General features: G+C 56.3%; 14 protein-coding genes. All 14 read right to left on the bottom strand.

Annotated elements, in window-relative coordinates; translation table 11 throughout:
- Positions 1-85: 85 nt before the first annotated feature.
- The 14 genes from KSY55_RS03940 to KSY55_RS03880 all read right to left on the bottom strand — a co-directional run bounded on the left by KSY55_RS03940 (position 86) and on the right by KSY55_RS03880 (position 19,026).
- On the bottom strand, positions 86-898 hold the full coding sequence (locus KSY55_RS03940; protein WP_047749610.1) for an HAD family hydrolase: 813 nt from the start codon (positions 896-898) through the stop codon (positions 86-88).
- 134 nt (positions 899-1,032) lie between these two features.
- On the bottom strand, positions 1,033-1,281 hold the full coding sequence (secG, locus tag KSY55_RS03935; RefSeq protein ID WP_004222089.1) for a preprotein translocase subunit SecG: 249 nt from the start codon (positions 1,279-1,281) through the stop codon (positions 1,033-1,035).
- A 124-nt stretch (positions 1,282-1,405) separates the two neighbouring features.
- Complete coding sequence (gene tpiA, locus KSY55_RS03930) at positions 1,406-2,200, bottom strand: triose-phosphate isomerase (RefSeq protein WP_004222087.1); 795 nt, start codon at positions 2,198-2,200, stop codon at positions 1,406-1,408.
- Between the two features lie 128 nt (positions 2,201-2,328).
- Positions 2,329-3,534, bottom strand: a complete 1,206-nt coding sequence (gene pgk / locus KSY55_RS03925) for a phosphoglycerate kinase (RefSeq protein ID WP_004222084.1) — start codon at positions 3,532-3,534, stop codon at positions 2,329-2,331.
- Between the two features lie 129 nt (positions 3,535-3,663).
- A complete protein-coding gene (gene whiA, locus KSY55_RS03920; protein WP_004222082.1) occupies positions 3,664-4,614 on the bottom strand; it encodes a DNA-binding protein WhiA in 951 nt (316 codons plus the stop codon).
- Positions 4,615-4,763: 149 nt separating this feature from the next.
- Complete coding sequence (gene rapZ, locus KSY55_RS03915; protein WP_004222080.1) at positions 4,764-5,696, bottom strand: RNase adapter RapZ; 933 nt, start codon at positions 5,694-5,696, stop codon at positions 4,764-4,766.
- The gene (locus tag KSY55_RS03910; RefSeq protein WP_004222076.1) at positions 5,696-6,640 is read right to left on the bottom strand and encodes a shikimate dehydrogenase; all 945 of its coding nucleotides are present in this window, start codon (positions 6,638-6,640) and stop codon (positions 5,696-5,698) included. Before KSY55_RS03910 ends, rapZ begins: the two co-directional genes overlap by 1 nt.
- A 66-nt stretch (positions 6,641-6,706) precedes the next feature.
- Positions 6,707-9,016, bottom strand: a complete 2,310-nt coding sequence (gene uvrC, locus KSY55_RS03905; protein WP_072043412.1) for an excinuclease ABC subunit UvrC — start codon at positions 9,014-9,016, stop codon at positions 6,707-6,709.
- Positions 9,013-12,000 carry an excinuclease ABC subunit UvrA gene (gene uvrA / locus KSY55_RS03900; protein WP_217749510.1) on the bottom strand — a complete coding sequence of 996 codons (2,988 nt, stop codon included), beginning with the start codon at positions 11,998-12,000 and terminating at the stop codon, positions 9,013-9,015. Before uvrA ends, uvrC begins: the two co-directional genes overlap by 4 nt.
- Positions 12,001-12,079: 79 nt before the next feature.
- On the bottom strand, positions 12,080-12,775 hold the full coding sequence (locus KSY55_RS09080) for a DUF2220 domain-containing protein (protein WP_333491351.1): 696 nt from the start codon (positions 12,773-12,775) through the stop codon (positions 12,080-12,082).
- 64 nt (positions 12,776-12,839) lie between these two features.
- Positions 12,840-13,283 (bottom strand): DUF3322 domain-containing protein, encoded by a 444-nt coding sequence (locus KSY55_RS09075; protein WP_254881844.1) that lies wholly within the window; start codon positions 13,281-13,283, stop codon positions 12,840-12,842.
- A gap of 3 nt (positions 13,284-13,286) precedes the next feature.
- Positions 13,287-16,745: an ATP-binding protein gene (locus KSY55_RS03890; RefSeq protein ID WP_217749511.1), complete on the bottom strand. Its 3,459-nt coding sequence runs from the start codon at positions 16,743-16,745 to the stop codon at positions 13,287-13,289.
- Entirely contained in the window at positions 16,745-17,527 is a 783-nt protein-coding gene (locus KSY55_RS03885) for a DUF4194 domain-containing protein (RefSeq protein ID WP_118249971.1), read from the bottom strand. The genes KSY55_RS03890 and KSY55_RS03885 overlap by 1 nt, the downstream gene beginning before the upstream one ends.
- 2 nt (positions 17,528-17,529) lie before the next feature.
- The gene (locus KSY55_RS03880) at positions 17,530-19,026 is read right to left on the bottom strand and encodes a DUF3375 domain-containing protein (protein ID WP_055063408.1); all 1,497 of its coding nucleotides are present in this window, start codon (positions 19,024-19,026) and stop codon (positions 17,530-17,532) included.
- Positions 19,027-19,379: the final 353 nt, after the last annotated feature.

Below are 19,379 nucleotides of genomic sequence, written 5' to 3'. Positions count from 1 at the left end.
TCAAATGTAACTATTTCGCATCCTTTTGCGACAAAAGTTCAATTCACGAAGTTCAACTCATGTAACTCTTGAATATCACGAGACATCACAGCAGATTATCTTCAATCCACTGCGCCACACCGTCATCATTATTAGATGGACAGATTTCATCTGCGATGTTCAACACATCCGGATTGGCGTTCGCCACCGCCACTCCCCTGCCGGATTTACGTAGCATGGCAATGTCGACCAAATCGTCACCGAATGAGACGGTATTGCTCATCGGCGTCTCAAAATGTTCTGCCAGCAAATCCAACGCATGCTCCTTGTTGGCTTGAGGATTCATCAACATCCACAGCGATCCCTCAGAGATATGTACGTCAAAATCGTTGGGCACAAGAGAACCGACCTGATTCCGCTGCTCATCGTTAGGGAAGATAATGAGCTTATCGGCGATGCCTTCAGGAACATCGTCGAAGTCAGTGTATCGCCAGGTCTGTGTTTTCCAATATTTCGTAACATCGAAATTGGTGTATCTCACATCATCCATGACAATGCCGACTTCCATACCGGGCAGTTCATTCAACAGATTCTTGCAGACTTCGCATGCTCGCTGTGAGGAGAATCCGATTTTCTTGAGATGGCCGTCTTCCGGCAGCATCGGCGAAGTGAGCATTTCATAATTTGATGAGGCTGGATTGAAATCGATCAATGCTCCATTGAGATAGGCAACGGCATCAACCGGCAGTTTTTCCACGAACGAAAAGCCTGTGCTGACCGGACGTGCCGTTTCCACAACGAAGGTCACGCCATTATCGTGCATGCGGTTAATCACATCGATGGAACGTTGTGTAAGAAAACGTTCCTCGAACGTTTCGCCATCATGCAGCAAAGTACCGTCCAAATCCGCGACGACCATCGTGGTTTCTTGGGTTTTCTCGATTTTCAAAGACGTCAAATCAATCCTTAGCTCGTATGTTGTAGACAATACTACGATAAAAAACACTTCGGCCCATGACTGTAATCCAGTCATGGGCCGAAGCAAAAAGCCAATCAGATGAGATCGAACTTCGTCATCAGACCGAGGGCAATGATGATGGCAACCCACAGCACCGCGATGATGACGGTCCAACGATTCAGGTTCTTTTCCGCGACACCGGAAGAACCCGCATTCTGGGTGAGACCGCCGCCGAACATATCGGACAGACCGCCGCCCTTACCCTTGTGCATCAGAATCAACAGGGTGAGCAAGAGGCTGAAAATAACAAGAATAATCTGCAGCACAAGCTTGACGATGGCCATAGCGGACACGAGTGAACCTCCAGTTCGTAAACACTGCTGTTAACAATAGCGCAAGGTATTGAGAAAATCGAATAATGACCACACCTTGAAAGGCCAACTCGATAAAAACATTACTCCGCGAGCATCATACTGTCGCATTCATGGTGAGCTGGCAGATTCTGGTGAGCTCATCCACGTTCAGCGCGGCGCCGCCGATAAGGAATCCATCCACATCGGGCTCGCCAATCAATTCTTCGGCGTTCTTTGAGGAGACGGAGCCACCATACAGAATGCGCACGGACTCTCCTACATGCGTGCCGAAAGTTTCAGCCAAATCATCCCGAATCGCCTTGGCCGCGTCCTGAGCGGATTGTGGAGTGGCCACCATTCCGGAGCCGATGGCCCATATCGGCTCATACGCCACAATCAGACGCGACGCTTCCTCGTCGGAAAGATCGCGTGTGACGTCATGCACCTGCCCCACGGCGAAATCAAGCTCAATGCCTTTGCGACGTTCCTCGTAGCTTTCGCCGACGCAAAGAATCGGCTGCATTCCGGCCGCCAAAACAGCGCGTACCTGATCCACGATGTTCGCATCATCTTCCGGATGGTACTTTCGTCGTTCGGAATGTCCGACAATCACATACGAACAGCCGAGGTGGGCGATCATATCGGCAGACACATCTCCAGTGAACGCGCCCTGCGATGTTACGGAAACAGCCTGTGCGCCGTAGTGAATCTTCAAATTGTCGGATTCGACCAACACCTGCACGCTGCGTAACGATGTGAAGGACGGCATCAATGCGATTTCACAATGGCGGTAGTCGAAATGGATGTCACGAAGTTTCCATGCGAGCTGCTGAACGAAATAGGTGGCTTCAAGATGGTCGAAGTTCATCTTCCAATTGCCGGCGACCAGTGGAATTCGTTGCGATGCCATGTGTTTGCCTGCCTCCGTTCTTATTTCATTCAGTGTTCGTACGCCGTGGTTTCGGGTTAGTGAAAACAAGAGGTGCTCCCCCACCTTTTTTGTTGATAAGGGAGCACCTCCGGTTATGCGTTAAGCAATCAGTCGAGCACCTTCAGGCCCGGCAGTTCCTTACCCTCGAGGAACTCGAGGGAGGCACCGCCACCGGTGGAGATGTGCGAGAAGCCATCCTCCGGGAAGCCGAGGTTACGCACTGCGGAAGCGGAATCACCGCCGCCGACGATGGTGAACGCACCAGCTGCGGTAGCGTCGACCAGACCCTGGGCCACGGCCTCGGTGCCGGCAGCGAAAGCCGGAACCTCGAACACGCCCATCGGGCCGTTCCAAACGACGGTCTTGGAATCCACGATCTTGTCGTGGAAGAGCTTCTGGGAATCCGGACCGATGTCCAGACCCATCTTGTCAGCCGGAATGGCGTCGGCAGCCACGACTTCCGGAGCGATGTCCTCATCGGACTTCGGGAAGACCGGGTTCACCACGATATCGGTCGGCAACACGAGTTCGACGCCGTTCTGCTCAGCGCGCTCGATGTAGCCCTTGACGGTCTCGACCTGATCCTCTTCCAGCAGGGAGGTGCCGACCTCAAGGCCCTTGGCCTTGAGGAAGGTGTAAACCATGCCGCCGCCAATGACCAGACGGTTGGCCTTGTCGAGCAGGTTTTCGATCACACCGAGCTTGTCGGAGACCTTGGAACCGCCGAGCACGACGGTCAGCGGGCGTTCCGGCTCAACGGTAGCGCGGGACAGAGCCTTGACTTCCTTCTCGACCAGCAGGCCGGCAGCAGCCGGAAGATCGGCAGCAACGTCGTAATTGGAGCCCTGTGCGCGGTGCACGACGCCGAAGCCATCGGATACGAACGCTTCGCCGAGCGCAGCAATCTTCTTGGCATAAGCGGCGCGCTCCTCCGGATCCTTGCTGGTTTCTTCCGGGTTGTAACGCACGTTCTGCAGCAGAACGACATCGCCGTCGCCCATTGCGGCGACCTTGGCCTGGGCATCCTCACCATAGGTGTCTTCAGCCAGCGGGACCTCGATGCCGAGCAGCTCGCCGAGACGAGCAGCGACCGGGGCAAGGGACAGTTCCGGAACGACCTTGCCCTTCGGACGGCCGAGGTGAGCCATCAGAATGACCTTCGCGCCTTCTTCGCGCAGGGCCTTAATGGTCGGCAGAGCGGCCTTGATACGACCGTCATCGGTGATCGTGGTGCCGTCCAGCGGAACGTTGAAATCGGCGCGAACGAGAACGCGCTTGCCCTTGAGATCTCCAAGATCCTTGAGTGTCTTCATGTATATCCTTTCCTAGCCGCTTGTAAGCGTGGAATGGCCATATTGCCATTTACGAATAATACAAGCCCAAACGAACAAAAACACCATACTGTTCGAAAACAGGCATGGTGTTTTGCATAAAAGATTCAATCAAGCCGACTGGCGGCGCGCCTTTTCGGTTTTCTCGGCGAGCTGCAGAAGTCGACGGATGCGGCCCGCGATGGCATCCTTGGTGATTGGTGGATCGGCCAAACGTCCCAGCTGTTCCAGCGACGCATCAGCATGGTCGAGACGAAGCTGGCCGGCCGATTTGAGGTTGTCTGGAATGTCATCTCCAAGAATCTCAAACGCCTGACGAACCTTGTCGCATGCTTCCGCAGCCGCCTTGGCGCTGCGACGCATGTTGGCGTCGTCGAAGTTGGCCAGACGGTTGGCTTTGCCCCGAGCTTCGCCGTCGGAACGCTTTCCGGTCCACTCGCGTGCGGAGCGCGGCGCACCCATAAGAATGAGCATACGTTCGATGGCGTCGGGATCGCGCAGGGTGACGCGTTCGGAGCTGCGTAGCTTACGCGGCTTGGCGGTGATGCCCAGACGCCGTGCGGTGGAGACCAGTGCCAGAGCGGCCTCATGGTTCGGGCACACGATTTCAAGATAGCTGGCCTTGCCTGGATCGGACAGACGTCCGTTGGCGAGGAACGCGCCGCGCCATGCGGACTTGATCTGCGCGATTTTGCCGTTGATGATATCGCTTGGAAGACCAAGCACCATGTTCTTGGTGTAACGGCTGTACAGGCCGGTCTGCAGCACGAGCGCCGTACTGCCCTTCGGCACGCGAATCACATAACGCTGCACGGTGCCGGTTGGCGTCTGCCTAGAGACAGGAGTAAGCGTGGCTTCATGACCATACAGGTTCTTGATGGTGTCCTGCAGCCAAGCAGCCGCATCTTGGGAGTCGAGCTGCACCTGCACGAGAATGTGGTGATCCACCGAGTGCAAACCATTGCCGAATCGAATCATCGCTGTCGCCTGCGCCTTTTTGGCGATCGGCAGTTCGTTATCGATTGCGGCCAGCTCGCTTTTGACGTCATCCAGAAGAGCCAAGAGCCAACCTCCTACCTTGCTGTTCTTCCCTAAATTTCAGGCGAGTCGCGGAATCATTCCGCACTGCCACGGCTTACTGTGATACCGAATATCTTGGACAATCACAGCCAGGTTTCTTTACATATGGACACTATTCTCTCATAATACGGTCATTTTTCCGCTGACCGCTTATCCAGCTCGCGTGCGGAAACGGAAACCGACAACCCCCTCGCACGCAGTCGCTTAGCCAAAGCCTCACTCATCGCGACAGAACGATGCTGGCCTCCGGTGCAACCAATCGCAATAGTCACATAATGCTTATCTTCCTGCGCATATCCTTCAATCGCAATCGAAAGCGCCTTTTCATACGAGTCGAGGAAGTCCGCGGCCCCTTCGCTGGAAAGTACGTAATCACTCACCTCTTTGTCGCGTCCGGTCAGCGAGCGAAGCCTGGGAACCCAAAATGGATTCGGCAGGAATCTCACGTCGGCCACAAAGTCGGCGTCGATGGGAATACCGTATTTGAAACCGAAACTGAAGATGTGCACGGAAACCGTGGTCGGACCGGATCCGAGCATGGCCTCATATAATTTCGTGGACAGCTGATGGATACTCAATGATGACGTGTCGATAACGATGTCCGCACGTTCTTTGAGATTCTCAAGCAGATCTCGTTCCTCGAGAATGCCGTCAATCAGTCGATTGCCCTGCTGCAACGGATGAGGCCTGCGTACGGATTCATATCGTTTGATCAGCACCTCGTTGCTGGCATCAAGGAACAGGATACGCGTTTTCACACCAAGATCGTCCAGATGGCTGAGCACCGCGGACAGGTCATCGAAATAGTCGCGGGAACGCACGTCGACAACAGCGGCGAGTTTGTGAATATTGGATCCCGTGGTCATCATGTCCACCAAGGGCACCAGCAGTTTTGGAGGCATGTTGTCAACCACATACCAACCCATGTCTTCAATGCTGTCGGCAGCATGCGAACGGCCCGCACCGCTCATGCCGGTGATCAGCAATACTTCAAAACCTTCAGCCGGCGAAGGGGCGCTGGCATGCGTGCCATTCGCCTGTACGTCGATGTCTTTCTGTGCCATCACAGAGCCTCCTCAAGCGCGATGCGCATGGCTTGTTCCAAACGCGCGGTGCAATCCTGATCAACCATACCGCTCGGCGGATCGTCATCCCAGATTCCCGTCATCAACCAGACCTGCACCATGGCCTGATACAACAGCATCTGCTCGCCGCCAATGGCGATTCCTCCCTGTTGGCGCCATGCCTGCATCAGCTTGGTAGGGCGTGGGTCATATACGACGTCGAGCAATGTTCCATGCATGCGCACACCTGGCATTCTCAATGATTCGGCAATACCGTCCGCAGCCAATCCGGGAATGGTGTTTATCGCCACATCAGCCTGGCGCAACGCTTCGATGGCGTGGTCCATGCCGACAATGCTGATCGGCTGTTCCGATGGCATATACCGTTCGGCAAGTGGCTTGAGATCGGCGTTCTTCTCAGGATGGCGAGCCACAACGATGACATGTCCGATCGCAGACATCTCCACGCATGCCGCTAACGCCGACGTTGCGGTGTTGCCGTTGCCGATGATCACGGCCGTTCCCGAACGGTCCGTCTTCGGCGTTATCGCACGTGTCTGATACGAGTGTTCGAAAGCGAGTTCGATGCCGCGTACGTCCGTGTTATATAGCCTGATGAAGGGGATGTTCGAATTGCCATTGACGCAGGTTTTGGTCCAATCAAACACCGCGGTATTGGCAACCATAAGCTCTTTGGCCCATGTATTGCACGGTGTTCCGTATGGCTGGATCGTTTTCTTCAATGGCATGGTCAGGCTGAGTCCCGACCAGGTCGGATCAAGCGATTCAAGAAAGCCCTCAAGATCAGGCTCGCCCACCTCATGCTTGTCGTACGACCAGTCGTCAAGATGCAACGCGTGATAAGCGGCATTGTGCAGCACCGGAGACAATGAATGTGCGATGGGCTTGCCCAGAACCGCGCACCGGTGGTTGACCTCGGTCATATTCCCTCCCTATATATTCACCGTCATCATGCTAGCAATCCGATTGTCTTTTTTCGCTACCCAATCTTATTCCATTTCATCTTTCGGACTATTCGACGAAATGGCATTTTCCGTCGACGGTTGCCCGTCGTGGGCGTGCAACGCTTGGTAAATGGCTGCGGCTTTGGCTTTTCCGACGCCTTTGACCTGCTCGAAATCCTCGACATCCGCCTCACGCATGGCACGAACCGAGCCGAAATGGCTCAGTAGGCGCTTCTGGTATGCCTCGCCGACGCCTGGAATATCGTCCAAGGCGGAACGCAACGCGCCTTTCCTTCTGGTCTGACGATGATAGGTGATGGCAAAACGATGCGATTCGTCGCGGACGCGTTGCAGTAGATACATGCCTTCGGATTGACGTTTGAGAATGATCGGATAGTCGTCATCCGGCACCCACACCTCTTCCAAACGTTTTGCCAATCCGCACACGGCCACGTCATCCACACCGCAATCCTCAAGCGCCTTCGCGGCCGCCATGACCTGCGGTTTGCCGCCATCGACCACCACCAGATTAGGCTTGTATGCGAAATGATGCCGATTGGTGTTCTGCTGGACAGTCGGTTCATGAGTCTGGTCACCATGCTCGGATGCCCGACGTTCATTATCCATGCTTTCGCCGGAGTCACCGGCGATATTGCCATGTTGGAATCGTCGCGTCAGCGTCTCGTACAATGCGCTCAAATCGTCGAGTGCACCCTGTCCGTCCGCTCCGCGAATGGCGAAACGACGATATTCGGACTTTTTGGCAATCGCGTCCTCGAATACCACCATGGAAGCGACCTGGAACGCTCCGCCGACGGTATTGGAAATGTCGTAGCATTCGATGCGCAATGGAGCCTGTTCAAGTCCCAAAGCCTTGGCAACATCATTCATGGCTGTGCTGCGGGCGCCCATATCGCTGATGCGACTCATCTTGCTGCGCTGCATTGCCTGCTTGGCATTATCGTTGGCACGGTCCAGAAGCTGTCTCTTATCCCCTCTGCTGGCCACGCGAATGCTCACGGCACCACCGCGCAATCCGCTAAGCCATGATTCAAGCTCTTCACGCCGGGCCGGCTCGATGGGAACAATCACCTCGCGCGGCACCGGAGAGATAGGAGCCAACAAATCCGCACGACCGGTCTGATCCTGCCGCTCGTTACGTTCCCTGGTAGCTTGCGCGCGTGCCACCGCATCGGTCGCCGTCACGATTTGCGTCGATCCGATGGCATTGCGTTGTTCGGTGACAACAGTCGACTGCGAAGCCCTAATCGTCTCCCCTGCGGTTTCCGAATACACCTGCACAATAAGGTCGGCAATCAGCTCCTCATCCGTCACATCCTCAACCCGTTCCACACTCCAATTGCGTTCACCTCGGATGGAACCGGCACGCACGTAAAACGCGTGCACGGAAGCTTCCAGCTCGTCCGAATCGACGCCGAAGAAATCCGCATCGACATCGGAATCGAACACCACGGCATTCTGCTCAACCACTGTGGATAGCATCTGGATCTGATCGCGCAACCGAGCCGCTTTCTCGAACTCCAACTCGTCGCTGGCCTCCTTCATTTCACGCGTGAGCTGTGCGATATACGATTTGCCGATGCGACCGGTTAATACGCCAATAAGCTGTTCGCACATCTTCCGGTGTTCCTCGACGCTGATACGTCCAATGCAAGGGGCCGAACATTTGCCGATGGACGCAAGCAAACATGGACGATGAGTGATTTCCGCCTTATGATAAACGTTCTGCGAACAGGTGCGCACAGGAAAAGTCTTGAGGAGACGGTCGAGACTGTGACGCAGATCCCATACTTTGGCGTACGGGCCGAAATATCTTGTATCGCGGCGTTTGCGGCTTCTGGTCACCCACACCCGCGGCACGCGTTCACCGGATGAGATCGCCAGATACGGATAGGTTTTGTCGTCGCGGAACACAACGTTGAATCGTGGGTCAAACTCTTTGATCCACGTGTATTCCAACGTCAATGACTCAAGTTCGGTACCAACGACCGTCCATTCCAGGTTGCGGGCCGTCAATACCATGGTTTGAGTGCGGGGATGCAGCTGATACAACGGTTGGAAATAATTGGTCAAACGGTTGCGCAGGTTTTTCGCCTTGCCTACGTAAATGACCCTGCCTTCACCATCTCGCCACTTGTATACGCCCGGCTGCGCCGGAATGTCGGATGTTTTCGGACGAAACAGGTCACGTGAATCCCCCAGCAGAGGCGCGCCGTTCTTGTTTACGTCTTTGCCGGGAGAATCATCACCACCGACACTGAAACCGTCGCCGTTCAACTGTTCGGCGGTTTTGCGCCAAACCTCCTGGCTGTGCCGCTCGATGGGTGCGCTCACAGCATGCCCTTAAGGAACTTGCCGGTCCAAGACTGTTCGCATTGAGCCACCTGTTCCGGCGTACCTTCGGTAACGATGGTGCCGCCTCCGTCACCGCCTTCCGGCCCAAGGTCGATGATCCAATCGGCCGACTTGACCACATCGAGATTGTGTTCAATGACAATAACGGTATTGCCCTTATCCACCAATCCCTGCAAGACAAGCAGCAGTTTGCGCACATCTTCAAAATGCAAACCCGTGGTAGGTTCGTCAAGAATATACACGGTTTTGCCCGTAGACCTTCGCTGCAACTCGGTCGCAAGCTTCACACGCTGCGATTCGCCGCCGGAAAGCGTTGGAGCAGGCTGTCCGAGTCGGATATACCCAAGTCCGACCTGCACAAGCGTGTCGAGATAGCGGGAGATGGAGGGATACGCTTTGAAGAACTGGGCAGCCTCTTCGATCGGCATGCCAAGCACGTCGGCAACGGATTTGCCATTGTATTTCACCTCCAACGTTTCGCGGTTGTAGCGTTTGCCATGGCATTCCTCACAGTCCACATACACGTCCGGCAGGAAGTTCATTTCGATCTTCAAAGTGCCGTCGCCATGGCATGCTTCGCACCGGCCACCCTTGACATTGAACGAGAACCGCCCCGGACCGTATCCACGGACTTGCGCTTCAGGGGTTTTGGCGAACAGCGTGCGGATCTTATCCCATACTCCGGTATAGGTGGCCGGATTGGAACGCGGAGTGCGTCCGATCGGATTCTGGTCAACGTGGATCACTTTGTCGCACTGGCCCACACCTTCCACACGGGTATGCTTGCCGGGCACGATGCGCGCACCGTTGAGTTTGTCGGCAAGCACCGGGTACAGAATCTGATTGACCAAAGTGGATTTACCGGAACCCGAAACACCCGTCACGCAAGTGAATACTCCCAGTGGGAAGTTGACCGTCAAATCCTTCAGATTGTTTTCGCGGGCTCCAACCACGCGCAACTGCTTGGTCTTACGTACTTTGCGACGGGACTGCGGGACCTCGATCTTTCGGCGGCCGGCAATGTAGTCGCCCGTAACCGAACGCGGAGCGTCAACGAGCTTTTTCGCGGGACCGGAATAGATCACTTCGCCGCCATGCTCGCCAGCTCCAGGTCCGATGTCAATAACCCAATCAGCGTTTTTGATAGTGTCTTCGTCATGCTCCACAACGATCAGCGTGTTGCCAAGATCGCGCAGATGATGCAGAGTGGTGATCAGCCGCTCATTGTCACGCTGGTGCAAACCGATGGATGGTTCGTCGAGCACATACATCACGCCCACCAAACCGGAACCGATCTGGGTCGCCAAACGAATACGTTGCGCCTCGCCGCCAGACAAGGTTTTGGCGGCACGAGACAGTGTCAGATAGTTCAGTCCGACGTCGTTGAGGAATCCAAGACGGGCACGAATCTCCTTCAACACCTCGCCGGCGATCTGCGCGGCCGACCCTTCAAGCTGCAAGCCGTCCATCCATGCGAGGCTTGTCTCAGCGGACATGTCGCACACATCGGCAATGGATTCCCCGCCAACGGTCACCGCCAGCACTTCCGGACGAAGCCTACGGCCTTGGCATGCCTGACAAGGTACTTCACGCATATACGATTCGTAATACTGCTTCATCTGATCGGAGTCGGTCTCGTCATGCCTACGCATCAGCGTACGCACCACGCCTTCGAAACCGGTGGAATATTCGCGCATACGACCCCAACGGTTACGATACGAGACCTGCACCTTGAAATCACGCCCATACATAATGGCTTGACGGGCCTCTTCCGGAAGATCCTTCCAAGGGGTGTCGAGATCGAAACCCATCTCATCGCCGAGCCCCTCAAGCACATGGCGATAATATTCGCCGGTGCCTTTGGTCATGCCCCACGGTTCGATGGCGTTCTCATTCAGTGTCTTGCTGGGATCGGGAATCACCAGTTCCGGATCAATCTCCAGCTTGTATCCGATGCCCGTGCATACCGGGCAGGCACCGTACGGGGCGTTGAACGAGAACGTGCGCGGCTCAATCTCATCAAGTTCAAGCTGATGCCCGTTCGGGCATGCGCGTTTTTCGGAAAAAGGCTTACGGCGGTCAGGATCCTTCTCATCCAAATCCACAAAATCGGCCACCACGATACCCTTGGCGAGCTTCAATGCGGTTTCAATGGAATCGGTCAGACGCTGACGGATGCCGTCCTTGACCACCAGTCGATCCACCACCACTTCGATGGTGTGCTTTTTCTGCTTGGTGAGTTTGATGTCGTCGGACAGCTGCTTCATTTCGCCGTCAATCAGCGCTCGTGCGTAGCCGTCGCCCCGCAAGAGTTCAAGCAGATCCTCGAACTCGCCCTTACGCCCACGGACGACCGGCGCGAGAATCTGGAATCGTGTGCGCTCCGGATACTGCAGCAACGCGTCCACCATCTGTTGCGGCGTCTGTGCGCTGACCAACGCGCCGCATTCCGGGCAATGCGGAATGCCAGTGCGGGCAAACAGCAATCTCAGATAGTCGTAAATCTCGGTAATCGTGCCGACAGTCGAACGTGGATTGCGGTTCGTGGTCTTCTGATCGATCGACACCGCAGGGCTCAAACCTTCGATGAAATCGACGTCGGGCTTGTCCATTTGCCCCAGGAACTGCCTTGCGTACGCCGACAGCGACTCCACATATCTGCGTTGGCCTTCGGCGAATAACGTATCGAAGGCGAGCGAGGATTTGCCGGAGCCCGACAGTCCGGTGAACACCACCATGCGATTGCGCGGAAACTCAAGATCCACGTTCTTCAGATTATGCTCGCGAGCGCCTTGGATGGTGATTTTGAGGTCGTTGGGCAGGTGCTTGAGGTCGGCTGTAAGTGAACCGTTTTTCGTTTTGAGAGGGGCTTTTTTGATTTCTCTTGCGAGGAATGCGTCGCTGGTGAGTATGCGTTCGACTATGATTTCGCCGCTTGCTGCGTTGGTGTGTTTGGTTGCCACGGCTTGCCTCCGCTGGTGGTTGTTCTTTGTTCTAGTTGTTTAGGATACCTCATTTTTATTGTGATTTCGAACAGGTGTTCTATTTGTGGTGTGTTGTGTTCCATTGGTGTTGGTTGTGGAGTATTGTCATTGCGTCGTTGATGGGGATGCGTTCTTGTTCGATTCGTAGGTAGGTTGTGTTTTTCCCGGTGCAGAGTTGTTCGTATAAGTTTCTTTCGTGTTGTGTGAGTCCTGGTGTTGGTTTGGGGTCGCGTGTTTTGAGGGGTTGTTTTTTTGTGTCGAGTTTGGTGCCGTATGGTTCGTATGTTTTGTATGCTGTGCTGTCCATGAGTATGGAGTCGCAGGTGATGCCGGTTTGTCGTAGTTCGGAGAGTATTTCGAGGCCGTCTGCGTCTATGTCTCCCCAGTAGATGATGTGGGGTGTGGTTGTGATCCAAGGTAGTAGTGTTTTGATTCGGGTTGCCGCGTGTCCGCTGCCGAATATGCAGATGGCGTGTTCTGTTGTGGGTATGGCTTGGTAGGTGTCTTTGTTTTCCACGATGATGATGTGGGTGATGTCGTGTGGCGCGCCGTCTGTCCATGGTTGTGTCACGATGAGGTCTGGTTGGTTGTGGTGTTGTGTGTCGAGGAGTCGGAGTCGGATTTCTCCGTGGCGGTCGTTGAGGGCTAGTTGTTCTCGTTTGAGGAGTTTGCAGATTGCTTTGCAGCGGTTTGATGTTGTTTTGCCTAGCCATTTTGCGCTGAATCCGGGGATGGGGACCATGCGTGGGGTCATGTTTTCGGTGTTGTGGTTGGCGAAGTAGTGTGCGGCTTGTATGACGAGGTTGAAGTCGGTGTCGTCATGGTTTTTGAGGATTTTGGCGATGTTTTATGGAGGTGTTGGAGTCGAGGTTGAATTGGTTGGTGATGGTGTGTGCGCGTTGGTGTTCGCGTTGGTAGAGTTTGCGTGTTTGTGGTGTGGTGATGTTGAGGGCCGTGTTGAGGTCGGGTATGGTTACCGAGTCGATGAGTTGGCTGGTTTGTCGGACGATTCCGTTGGAGATGATTTTGGTTTTTTCGCTGGTTTCGCAGTGGTGTTGTTGTGCCCAGTTGCGGATGGCTTCGTCTTGGGCACGGATGTGCGTGTAGTGGGCTTCGAGTTCGGCTTGTTTGGGTAGTCGGATGGTTTTGCGCAATGGCCAGGAGGTGTTGGCGTCATACATGTGCTTGGTGAGATAGTCGGTGACGTATCCGTTGAGTTGGCTGTGGATGTCGCTGTTGGTGGTGCTTCTGGCCGTTGCCATGGGTTATGCCTCCGTTGTTGGTTTCGCGGGTGCGGTGGTGGGCTGTGTTTCGTCCTGTGTGATGGTTTCGCTGTCGAGTTCCTGTAGGTATGAGTTGTCGGTGGATGGGTCTTTGTATGCGACGTATGCTCTGTTGGCGACGTTGAGGATTTCCGCGGTTTTGCTTTCCGGGGCGGAGACGATGATTTGGAAGCCGAGTCGGGGTAATACGGCGAGCGCGCGTTTGGTGTAGCGGCCGTCGGCTTTGATGAGTGCTTCGTCGAGGAAGAGCGTGGTGTAGGTGGGGCGTGCGGTGAGGTCGCCGCCGAGGAGGTAGATGAGGGCTGCGCCGTAGACGAATGAGGTGAGTTCTTGGAGGGCTCCGCCGGATTTTCCGCCGGTGGAGCTGATGCGTTCGTCGGGGGCGTTGTCGTGGTGCACGATTGCGTAGAATGAGCTGCGTACGCGTGGGTCGAGGTTGCGTGCGCCGTATGCTTTGATGCCGTTGGTGTCGTGTATTTTGTCGAGTTCGTTGTGCAGTCTGTTCACGAATGTTTCGCAGTTGTTGAATGCGTTGCGTGTTTCCGTGGGATTGTCGCTTGCGTTGCGCGTCCAGTCTTCCAGTTTTGACAGGATGCGGCTGAGGGTTGTTTCGAATTGTCGGTCGATTGGGCTGAAGGTCACGTCGAGTGATAGTCTGCCGCCTTGTGGGCCGAATTGTTGTCCTTTGAGCATGCTGTTGATGCGGTTGAGTTGTTCTTTGATGTTTTCTTCGTCGGTGCGTAGCGCACGGTTGAGCTGTTGGAAGCTCATGTAGAGTTTTTTGACGCTGTTGGCGTATTCTTCGTCGGTTGCGGCGCGGGTGACGAGCATGTTGAGTTCGTCGAGTTCGTCGAGGAAGTATCGATAGTCTTCCACGCTTGCCATGACGGTGTTGTCGTCTGTGGAGTGGTTTTTGAGGTAGTCGTCCATGATGCGTTCCGTGTCGGCGCGCAGTTGGTTGGATCTGGCGTCGATTTCTTGGATTCGTGTGCGTGCGATGCGTACGATGTTGCGTAGCGCGCGCGTGTGGAATGGTGTTTCGCTTTCATGGTCGAAGAGGCCTGCGATGAGTTTTGGCCGGTCTTGCGCGCGTACGGATGCGCCGAAGCAGTTCTCGTATGCGTCGGCGAGTAGGTTCGATACCATGCTGGATAGTGTGGCGTCGTCGAATTCGTCGTTGCCGTAGGCGTCGAGCCATGCTTGTTCGGCTTGGACGGCGTGTTGGGCCTTGTCGAGGTCGTCTTCGGCTTGGTACTGGTTTCTGTTTTCGGCGGTGGCCTGTTGGTTGAGCTGTTTCAGTTCGGTTTGCAGTTGGCCGAGTTCCGGGTCGTTTTCGATGCGTTCGATCTGCCTGCGGATTCGCGTTTCCTGTTCCCGTAGTCCGTTCACGTCGATTTTGCTCCATGGCATGTCGGCTACGATTCGTGCGAGCTCGTGCTCGTCTTGCAGCAGGCTGATGGCGTTGGACATTTGTTCGCTTCGACGGTCGGCGTTCTGCAACGCCTGCTCCGCCTTGTCGAGTTGGTTTTTCAGTTCGGCCAGGTATTGTTCGTTCATGAAGCCGATGACCTGGTGTAGTCCTTTGCTGCCGTGGAATCCACGGTCGCCGGATTTGATTTGTCCGTCGGCCTGCACTTGTCGTTCGTCATGGTTCATGTCGTCGATGGCGTGCACGCAACGCGCGTCGAACCGTGGCGACGTCGTCTGGTTTTTCAGCCATCCGGCGAACGGAGAGTCCTCCCGGTATTGCAGTTTCGATGACATCCAGCCTTCGCTGGCGGAGGATTCGTATTGCATGCCGGTGTCGATGAACCGCCACGTGCGTCGTGTCATGAGTTTCGGGTCGATGGCGCTGATTTTCGCCGCGAATCCTTGCTCGTGGCGTTTGTCGACGAGGATGGTCTGCGCGATGGGCGCGTAGGTGACGTTCATTGCCAGACGCCACTGTTCGTCCTGTTCGTTCACGTCCATCAGTTCGGCCACATACGGCAGTTCGGACGCGTCCAATCCGGTCGCCCGCATGATAAGCGTGCGCGCGTCGTCCATGTCATCGCTGATGCGCGTCCTGTGCGTGAGTTTGCGCTGATAGTCCCGTCGTAGGCTGTCACGGTCGCGCTGGCGGTCGTGACGCTCCCCTACCAGCTGCTGGAATCTGTCGTTCGCGTCCTTCAACCGTTCCTCGTATGTGTCGAGCGTTTCGGCGAGCATGGCGCGTTTGGCGTCCCATGTCTGCTCGCTGTCGGGAAGCCTGCCTTCGACCTGTTCGAATCGTTCGGCTATGACATGACGTTGCCTGCTCGCCTCGTCGATGTCCTGGCGCACGCGTTGAAGATCCTTGCCGAGCTGCTGCAGACTGCCGCCGTCGATGCCTTGGATACGTTCCTTGACGGCGTCGATTCGCGTGTTGAGCTCGCCGACGCGCTGCATCGCCCGATCGATGGCCTCCTGCGACTCCTTGACCTTGCGCTGCGCGGCCGGCAGACCAGCGCGCACTTCGCTGGCCATGCGCGAGCGCGCCCATGCGGACAGTGTTGCGTTGCCATGTTCGCTGTCGGGGTTGATGGGTTCGTATTCGCGTCGTTCGTTGGTTTGCTTTGCGTATTCGCCGTAGCGTGTCTGGATGTTTTGCAGGATGGCGACGCGGGCCATTTTGTCTTCCATGCTGTGGAAGTTTTCGTTGAACCGGTTGTAGTCGTCGACGGTTTCGTGGGCGAGGCGGATGGATTCGGGTATGTCGAGCACGCCTTGCTTGAAGATGTCGTCGAGTTTTGAGGGGGCGTCCGCCGATTGTATTTTGTGCAGGAGGCGGCAGGCGTCGGCGCTTAGGCCCATGTCCTGCCAGATGGAGGCGTGGAATGCCGCGGCGTTGGTGTGCGTGGTGCATTCCGGATAGGTTTTTTCGAACATGGACCGGGTGAATGGTGTGTTGCGGTACTGGTCCATGAGTCGTGGGTCGATGGTTCGGTTCCAGGTGATGTAGCGGCGGCGTAGTCCGTCTTGTCCGTCTCCGGCGTTCAGGTAGAGGAATTTGCCGCAGGAGAGCAGTCCTCCGTCGGTTTTGTTCACGTAGGTGTCGACGATTGCGCCCCAGATGTTCTGTGGGGTGCCGTCGGCGTCTTTGCCGCGCAGGAAGATCGGCGTTTCGCCGTTTTCGCTATCGCTTACGCCGATCATGCCACGCAGGTAGGTGTAGTCGTTGCGTTCCGAACGTCCGGAGTTCGACGCCTTGTTGTAGGGGGTTCCGGATGGGTAGAGGAGTGAGATTTGCGCGTCGACGAGTGTGGATTTGCCTGATTCGCTGGCGCCGGCGAGCAGGGTCACCGGCATGGTTTCGTCCATGGATGGGCGGAATTCGTGCCAGCCGCCGTATGAGCCCCAGTTGACGATTTGTCGGCTTTGTAGCATCCACTTGTCGGAAACGATCTTCATGCCGTCTGCCATCAGTGTTCCTCCTCGTCGAAACGGTTGTCGTCGGTGTTGAAATCGAATGCGTCTTGTTCTATGTCTTCCATGGGCCTGTCGTCCGGGCCGGCGTCGGTGCGGCCGTCGGCGGATGCGTTCTCGTCCGTGGTTTCGGATCCGAGCCACTGGTCGGCGAGGCCGCGGTCGAGCACCATGGGCACCAGTGGCGTGAGGACGTACATGTCGTCGTCTTCGATCGGCGCGAGATACCCGTAGGTGCGCATGCGTGAGATGATGGACGTGATTTTCTTCGCAGTGCCTTCCTCGTCGTTGCTGGCGGTGAGGAATCCCGCGCCGGTGGCGAGCAATGCGCGGATGTCGTCGAAGCTGATAAGCCAGTCGCATGGTTCGGCGTTCTGGTTTTCGTATTCCAACGCTTTGATGCGTAGCGCGGCAAGCGTGGCGGCCTCCTCGCGGGTGAGGCTCATACGTGTTTTCAACGAACGGATGCATGTCTCCGAGTCGGTGACCGGCGACGCGTACATGATGCGGTATTTCGTGTTGTCGACCAGTCTGAGCATGTCGTTGTTGAGCGAACGTTCCACGACCTCACGGTTCTCGCAGGCGAGGTCATACAGGCTGCCGTCGATGTAGCGTTCGCGTTTGAGCGCGATCGCGGCCATGCGCGCTTCGACGGGCATGTCGCCGGTGTCGCCGTTGAACAGCGCGGTCGAGGCCTGCTGGCTGCCGGCCTCTTCCAATACCGGCTCCCCTTCTGTCAGGATCGTTTCCTCGATGTTGGCTTCGATATAGTCCGTCATGCTTATCTCTCCTCGATGATGTCGTCGAGCGTCGTTTCGGTGGTGAGAATGGGTTTGGTGCGCCATACGCGTTCGCTGCCGTCGATCGATATGCAGCGCCATGTCACGTATGACGAGTCGTCCTGCGTGCGCAGGGCGCTGAGGAAGCCGACCAGTTCGCTTTCCCTCCGTTCGGCTTTCGGCAGCTGGTTGAAGCTTGCCGCGAGGTCCACGAACATGCCGTCCGATGTCGTCACCGGATTGCTGCGGATAAGCCTGATCATGCGCGTCAGCCGTGGCCCGCATATTTCGACCATGTTCTTGAGGTCCGGCGCTTCGATGGTCGCCGCTGGGGCGTCGTTCAGGCTGGATGATGCGGCGCGCGCCATTGATCTGGCCGGACGAGATGGCAATGTCGGGAATTTCGCCTGCCCGGCGTCCGTATGGTAGGGCCGGCTTTGGTCATTGGGATGGGCTTTGGCTTCGGCGCTGGTCTTTGCGAACAGCTGGTTGAGTTTGGCGAGCATGGTCCGGTAGCTCGTGTCGGTCTGCTGGCGTACGAGACGGCTGACCGCCTCGTCGGACGTGCGGATCTGCCGGCGCACGTCCTCGATGCCTTCATAGATGCGTTTGAGTTCGGAACGCACCTGGTTGAGCAGCACGCTCGGCTCGCCATCCAAATAGGGGTTTCTGGCGATGTCCCGCACCGCGTCGTCGATCTCGCGCCGGCCTTCGTCGGTGACGATGACTTGGAACGCGTCTTCGAAACGACGTCCGCTGTCGGATTCGCGGAACGCGCGTCGGTATTCGTCATGGTATGCGGTGAGGATGCTTTCCACGCTCATGGCGCCGGCCTGCATGCGCCGTCGGAGCGCGTCGCCGTTGTCCCGTTCGGAAAGGGCGAGCTCGCGCAGGTCGATGGGCACTCCTCGCAGAGTGTTGTGAATCACGCCGATGATGTCGCCGACCTGTTCGGACGTGAGCTTTTCCAAGGCCTCGCTATGTTCCAGCTCGTCGATTTCCTTCTGCCGTTCCTCGATGTCCCTCTTCAGCAGGCGGATGCGTTCGCGCGGATCGGCGGTCAACTGCATGCGAGCATGCTCGATTTCCATGATGATGCTGTTGGCCTGCGCGCCGGACAGCGCTTTCGTGGTGTCCTCAAGCCGGTCGAGCGCTTCGATGGCACGGTGCGCTCGCGCTGTGAGACGGTACAGGTAGCGGTGCGAGGCCACATCCATGGAATTGGCGAGCCAGGCGTAGTCACCTTCCCCTTCGCGGGCGAGGTCAAGCAGGACCGAATGCGCGGCCTCGCGCGCAGTCTGCCCGTCTTTCAGCGTGTAATCGCCGGTTTCGATGAGCCGGTTGAGACTGCGTGCGAACCGTTCTTCGACGATTTCGCGCGGCAGCTCCCCCGTCAGCGGGTCGAACGTAGAACGCAACAACGCGACGTACAGCATGGAATTGTTACGCAGCAGCAACCGTAGGACACCGGTTTCGTATACGGGTCGAAGCCGTTCCATCTCCCGTCTGATCTCAGCCAACAATACGCCTTTCCATGTGTTCGATGCCTTGGCGGCAAGTCTCCATTCTAAACGAAAACAAGGAAAAGACGCCGCAGTTACAGTACGAATGCGACGTCTTTTCCTGTCATGGAAGAGGGAACCCGGCCCCATCTAATTTCCGGCTAGATGCTCATGCTCATAAGCTGGGCCGCATACTCCTCTACGAGTTCGCTGTCCCGTTCCGTCCACTCGTGGCTGGCGGAATCGTCCGGCACGAAAATAATGTCGCTGTTCTCGTTCATTTGTTTTACCTCCGTCCGTTCCGCTCTCCCCCGGCATCGTTGCCTGTTTTGGCGGAACTTCTCCTAGCC

It is taken from the genome of Bifidobacterium sp. MSK.13.1 (assembly GCF_019131435.1).
Taxonomy (GTDB): domain Bacteria; phylum Actinomycetota; class Actinomycetes; order Actinomycetales; family Bifidobacteriaceae; genus Bifidobacterium; species Bifidobacterium pseudocatenulatum.
The sequence above is the reverse complement of the archived record's forward strand: the minus strand, read 5'-3'. Positions and strand labels throughout refer to the sequence as shown.

Coding starts and splice junctions, on each gene's coding strand:
- secG (WP_004222089.1), bottom strand. CDS start 1,281: ATGGCCATCGTCAAGCTTGTGCTGCAGATTATTCTTGTTATTTTCAGC.
- KSY55_RS03880 (WP_055063408.1), bottom strand. CDS start 19,026: ATGGAACGGCTTCGACCCGTATACGAAACCGGTGTCCTACGGTTGCTG.
- KSY55_RS09080 (WP_333491351.1), bottom strand. CDS start 12,775: ATGACCCCACGCATGGTCCCCATCCCCGGATTCAGCGCAAAATGGCTA.
- KSY55_RS03890 (WP_217749511.1), bottom strand. CDS start 16,745: ATGGCAGACGGCATGAAGATCGTTTCCGACAAGTGGATGCTACAAAGC.
- tpiA (WP_004222087.1), bottom strand. CDS start 2,200: ATGGCATCGCAACGAATTCCACTGGTCGCCGGCAATTGGAAGATGAAC.
- KSY55_RS09075 (WP_254881844.1), bottom strand. CDS start 13,283: ATGGCAACGGCCAGAAGCACCACCAACAGCGACATCCACAGCCAACTC.
- KSY55_RS03910 (WP_004222076.1), bottom strand. CDS start 6,640: ATGACCGAGGTCAACCACCGGTGCGCGGTTCTGGGCAAGCCCATCGCA.
- KSY55_RS03940 (WP_047749610.1), bottom strand. CDS start 898: ATGGTCGTCGCGGATTTGGACGGTACTTTGCTGCATGATGGCGAAACG.
- KSY55_RS03885 (WP_118249971.1), bottom strand. CDS start 17,527: ATGACGGACTATATCGAAGCCAACATCGAGGAAACGATCCTGACAGAA.
- rapZ (WP_004222080.1), bottom strand. CDS start 5,696: ATGGCACAGAAAGACATCGACGTACAGGCGAATGGCACGCATGCCAGC.
- pgk (WP_004222084.1), bottom strand. CDS start 3,534: ATGAAGACACTCAAGGATCTTGGAGATCTCAAGGGCAAGCGCGTTCTC.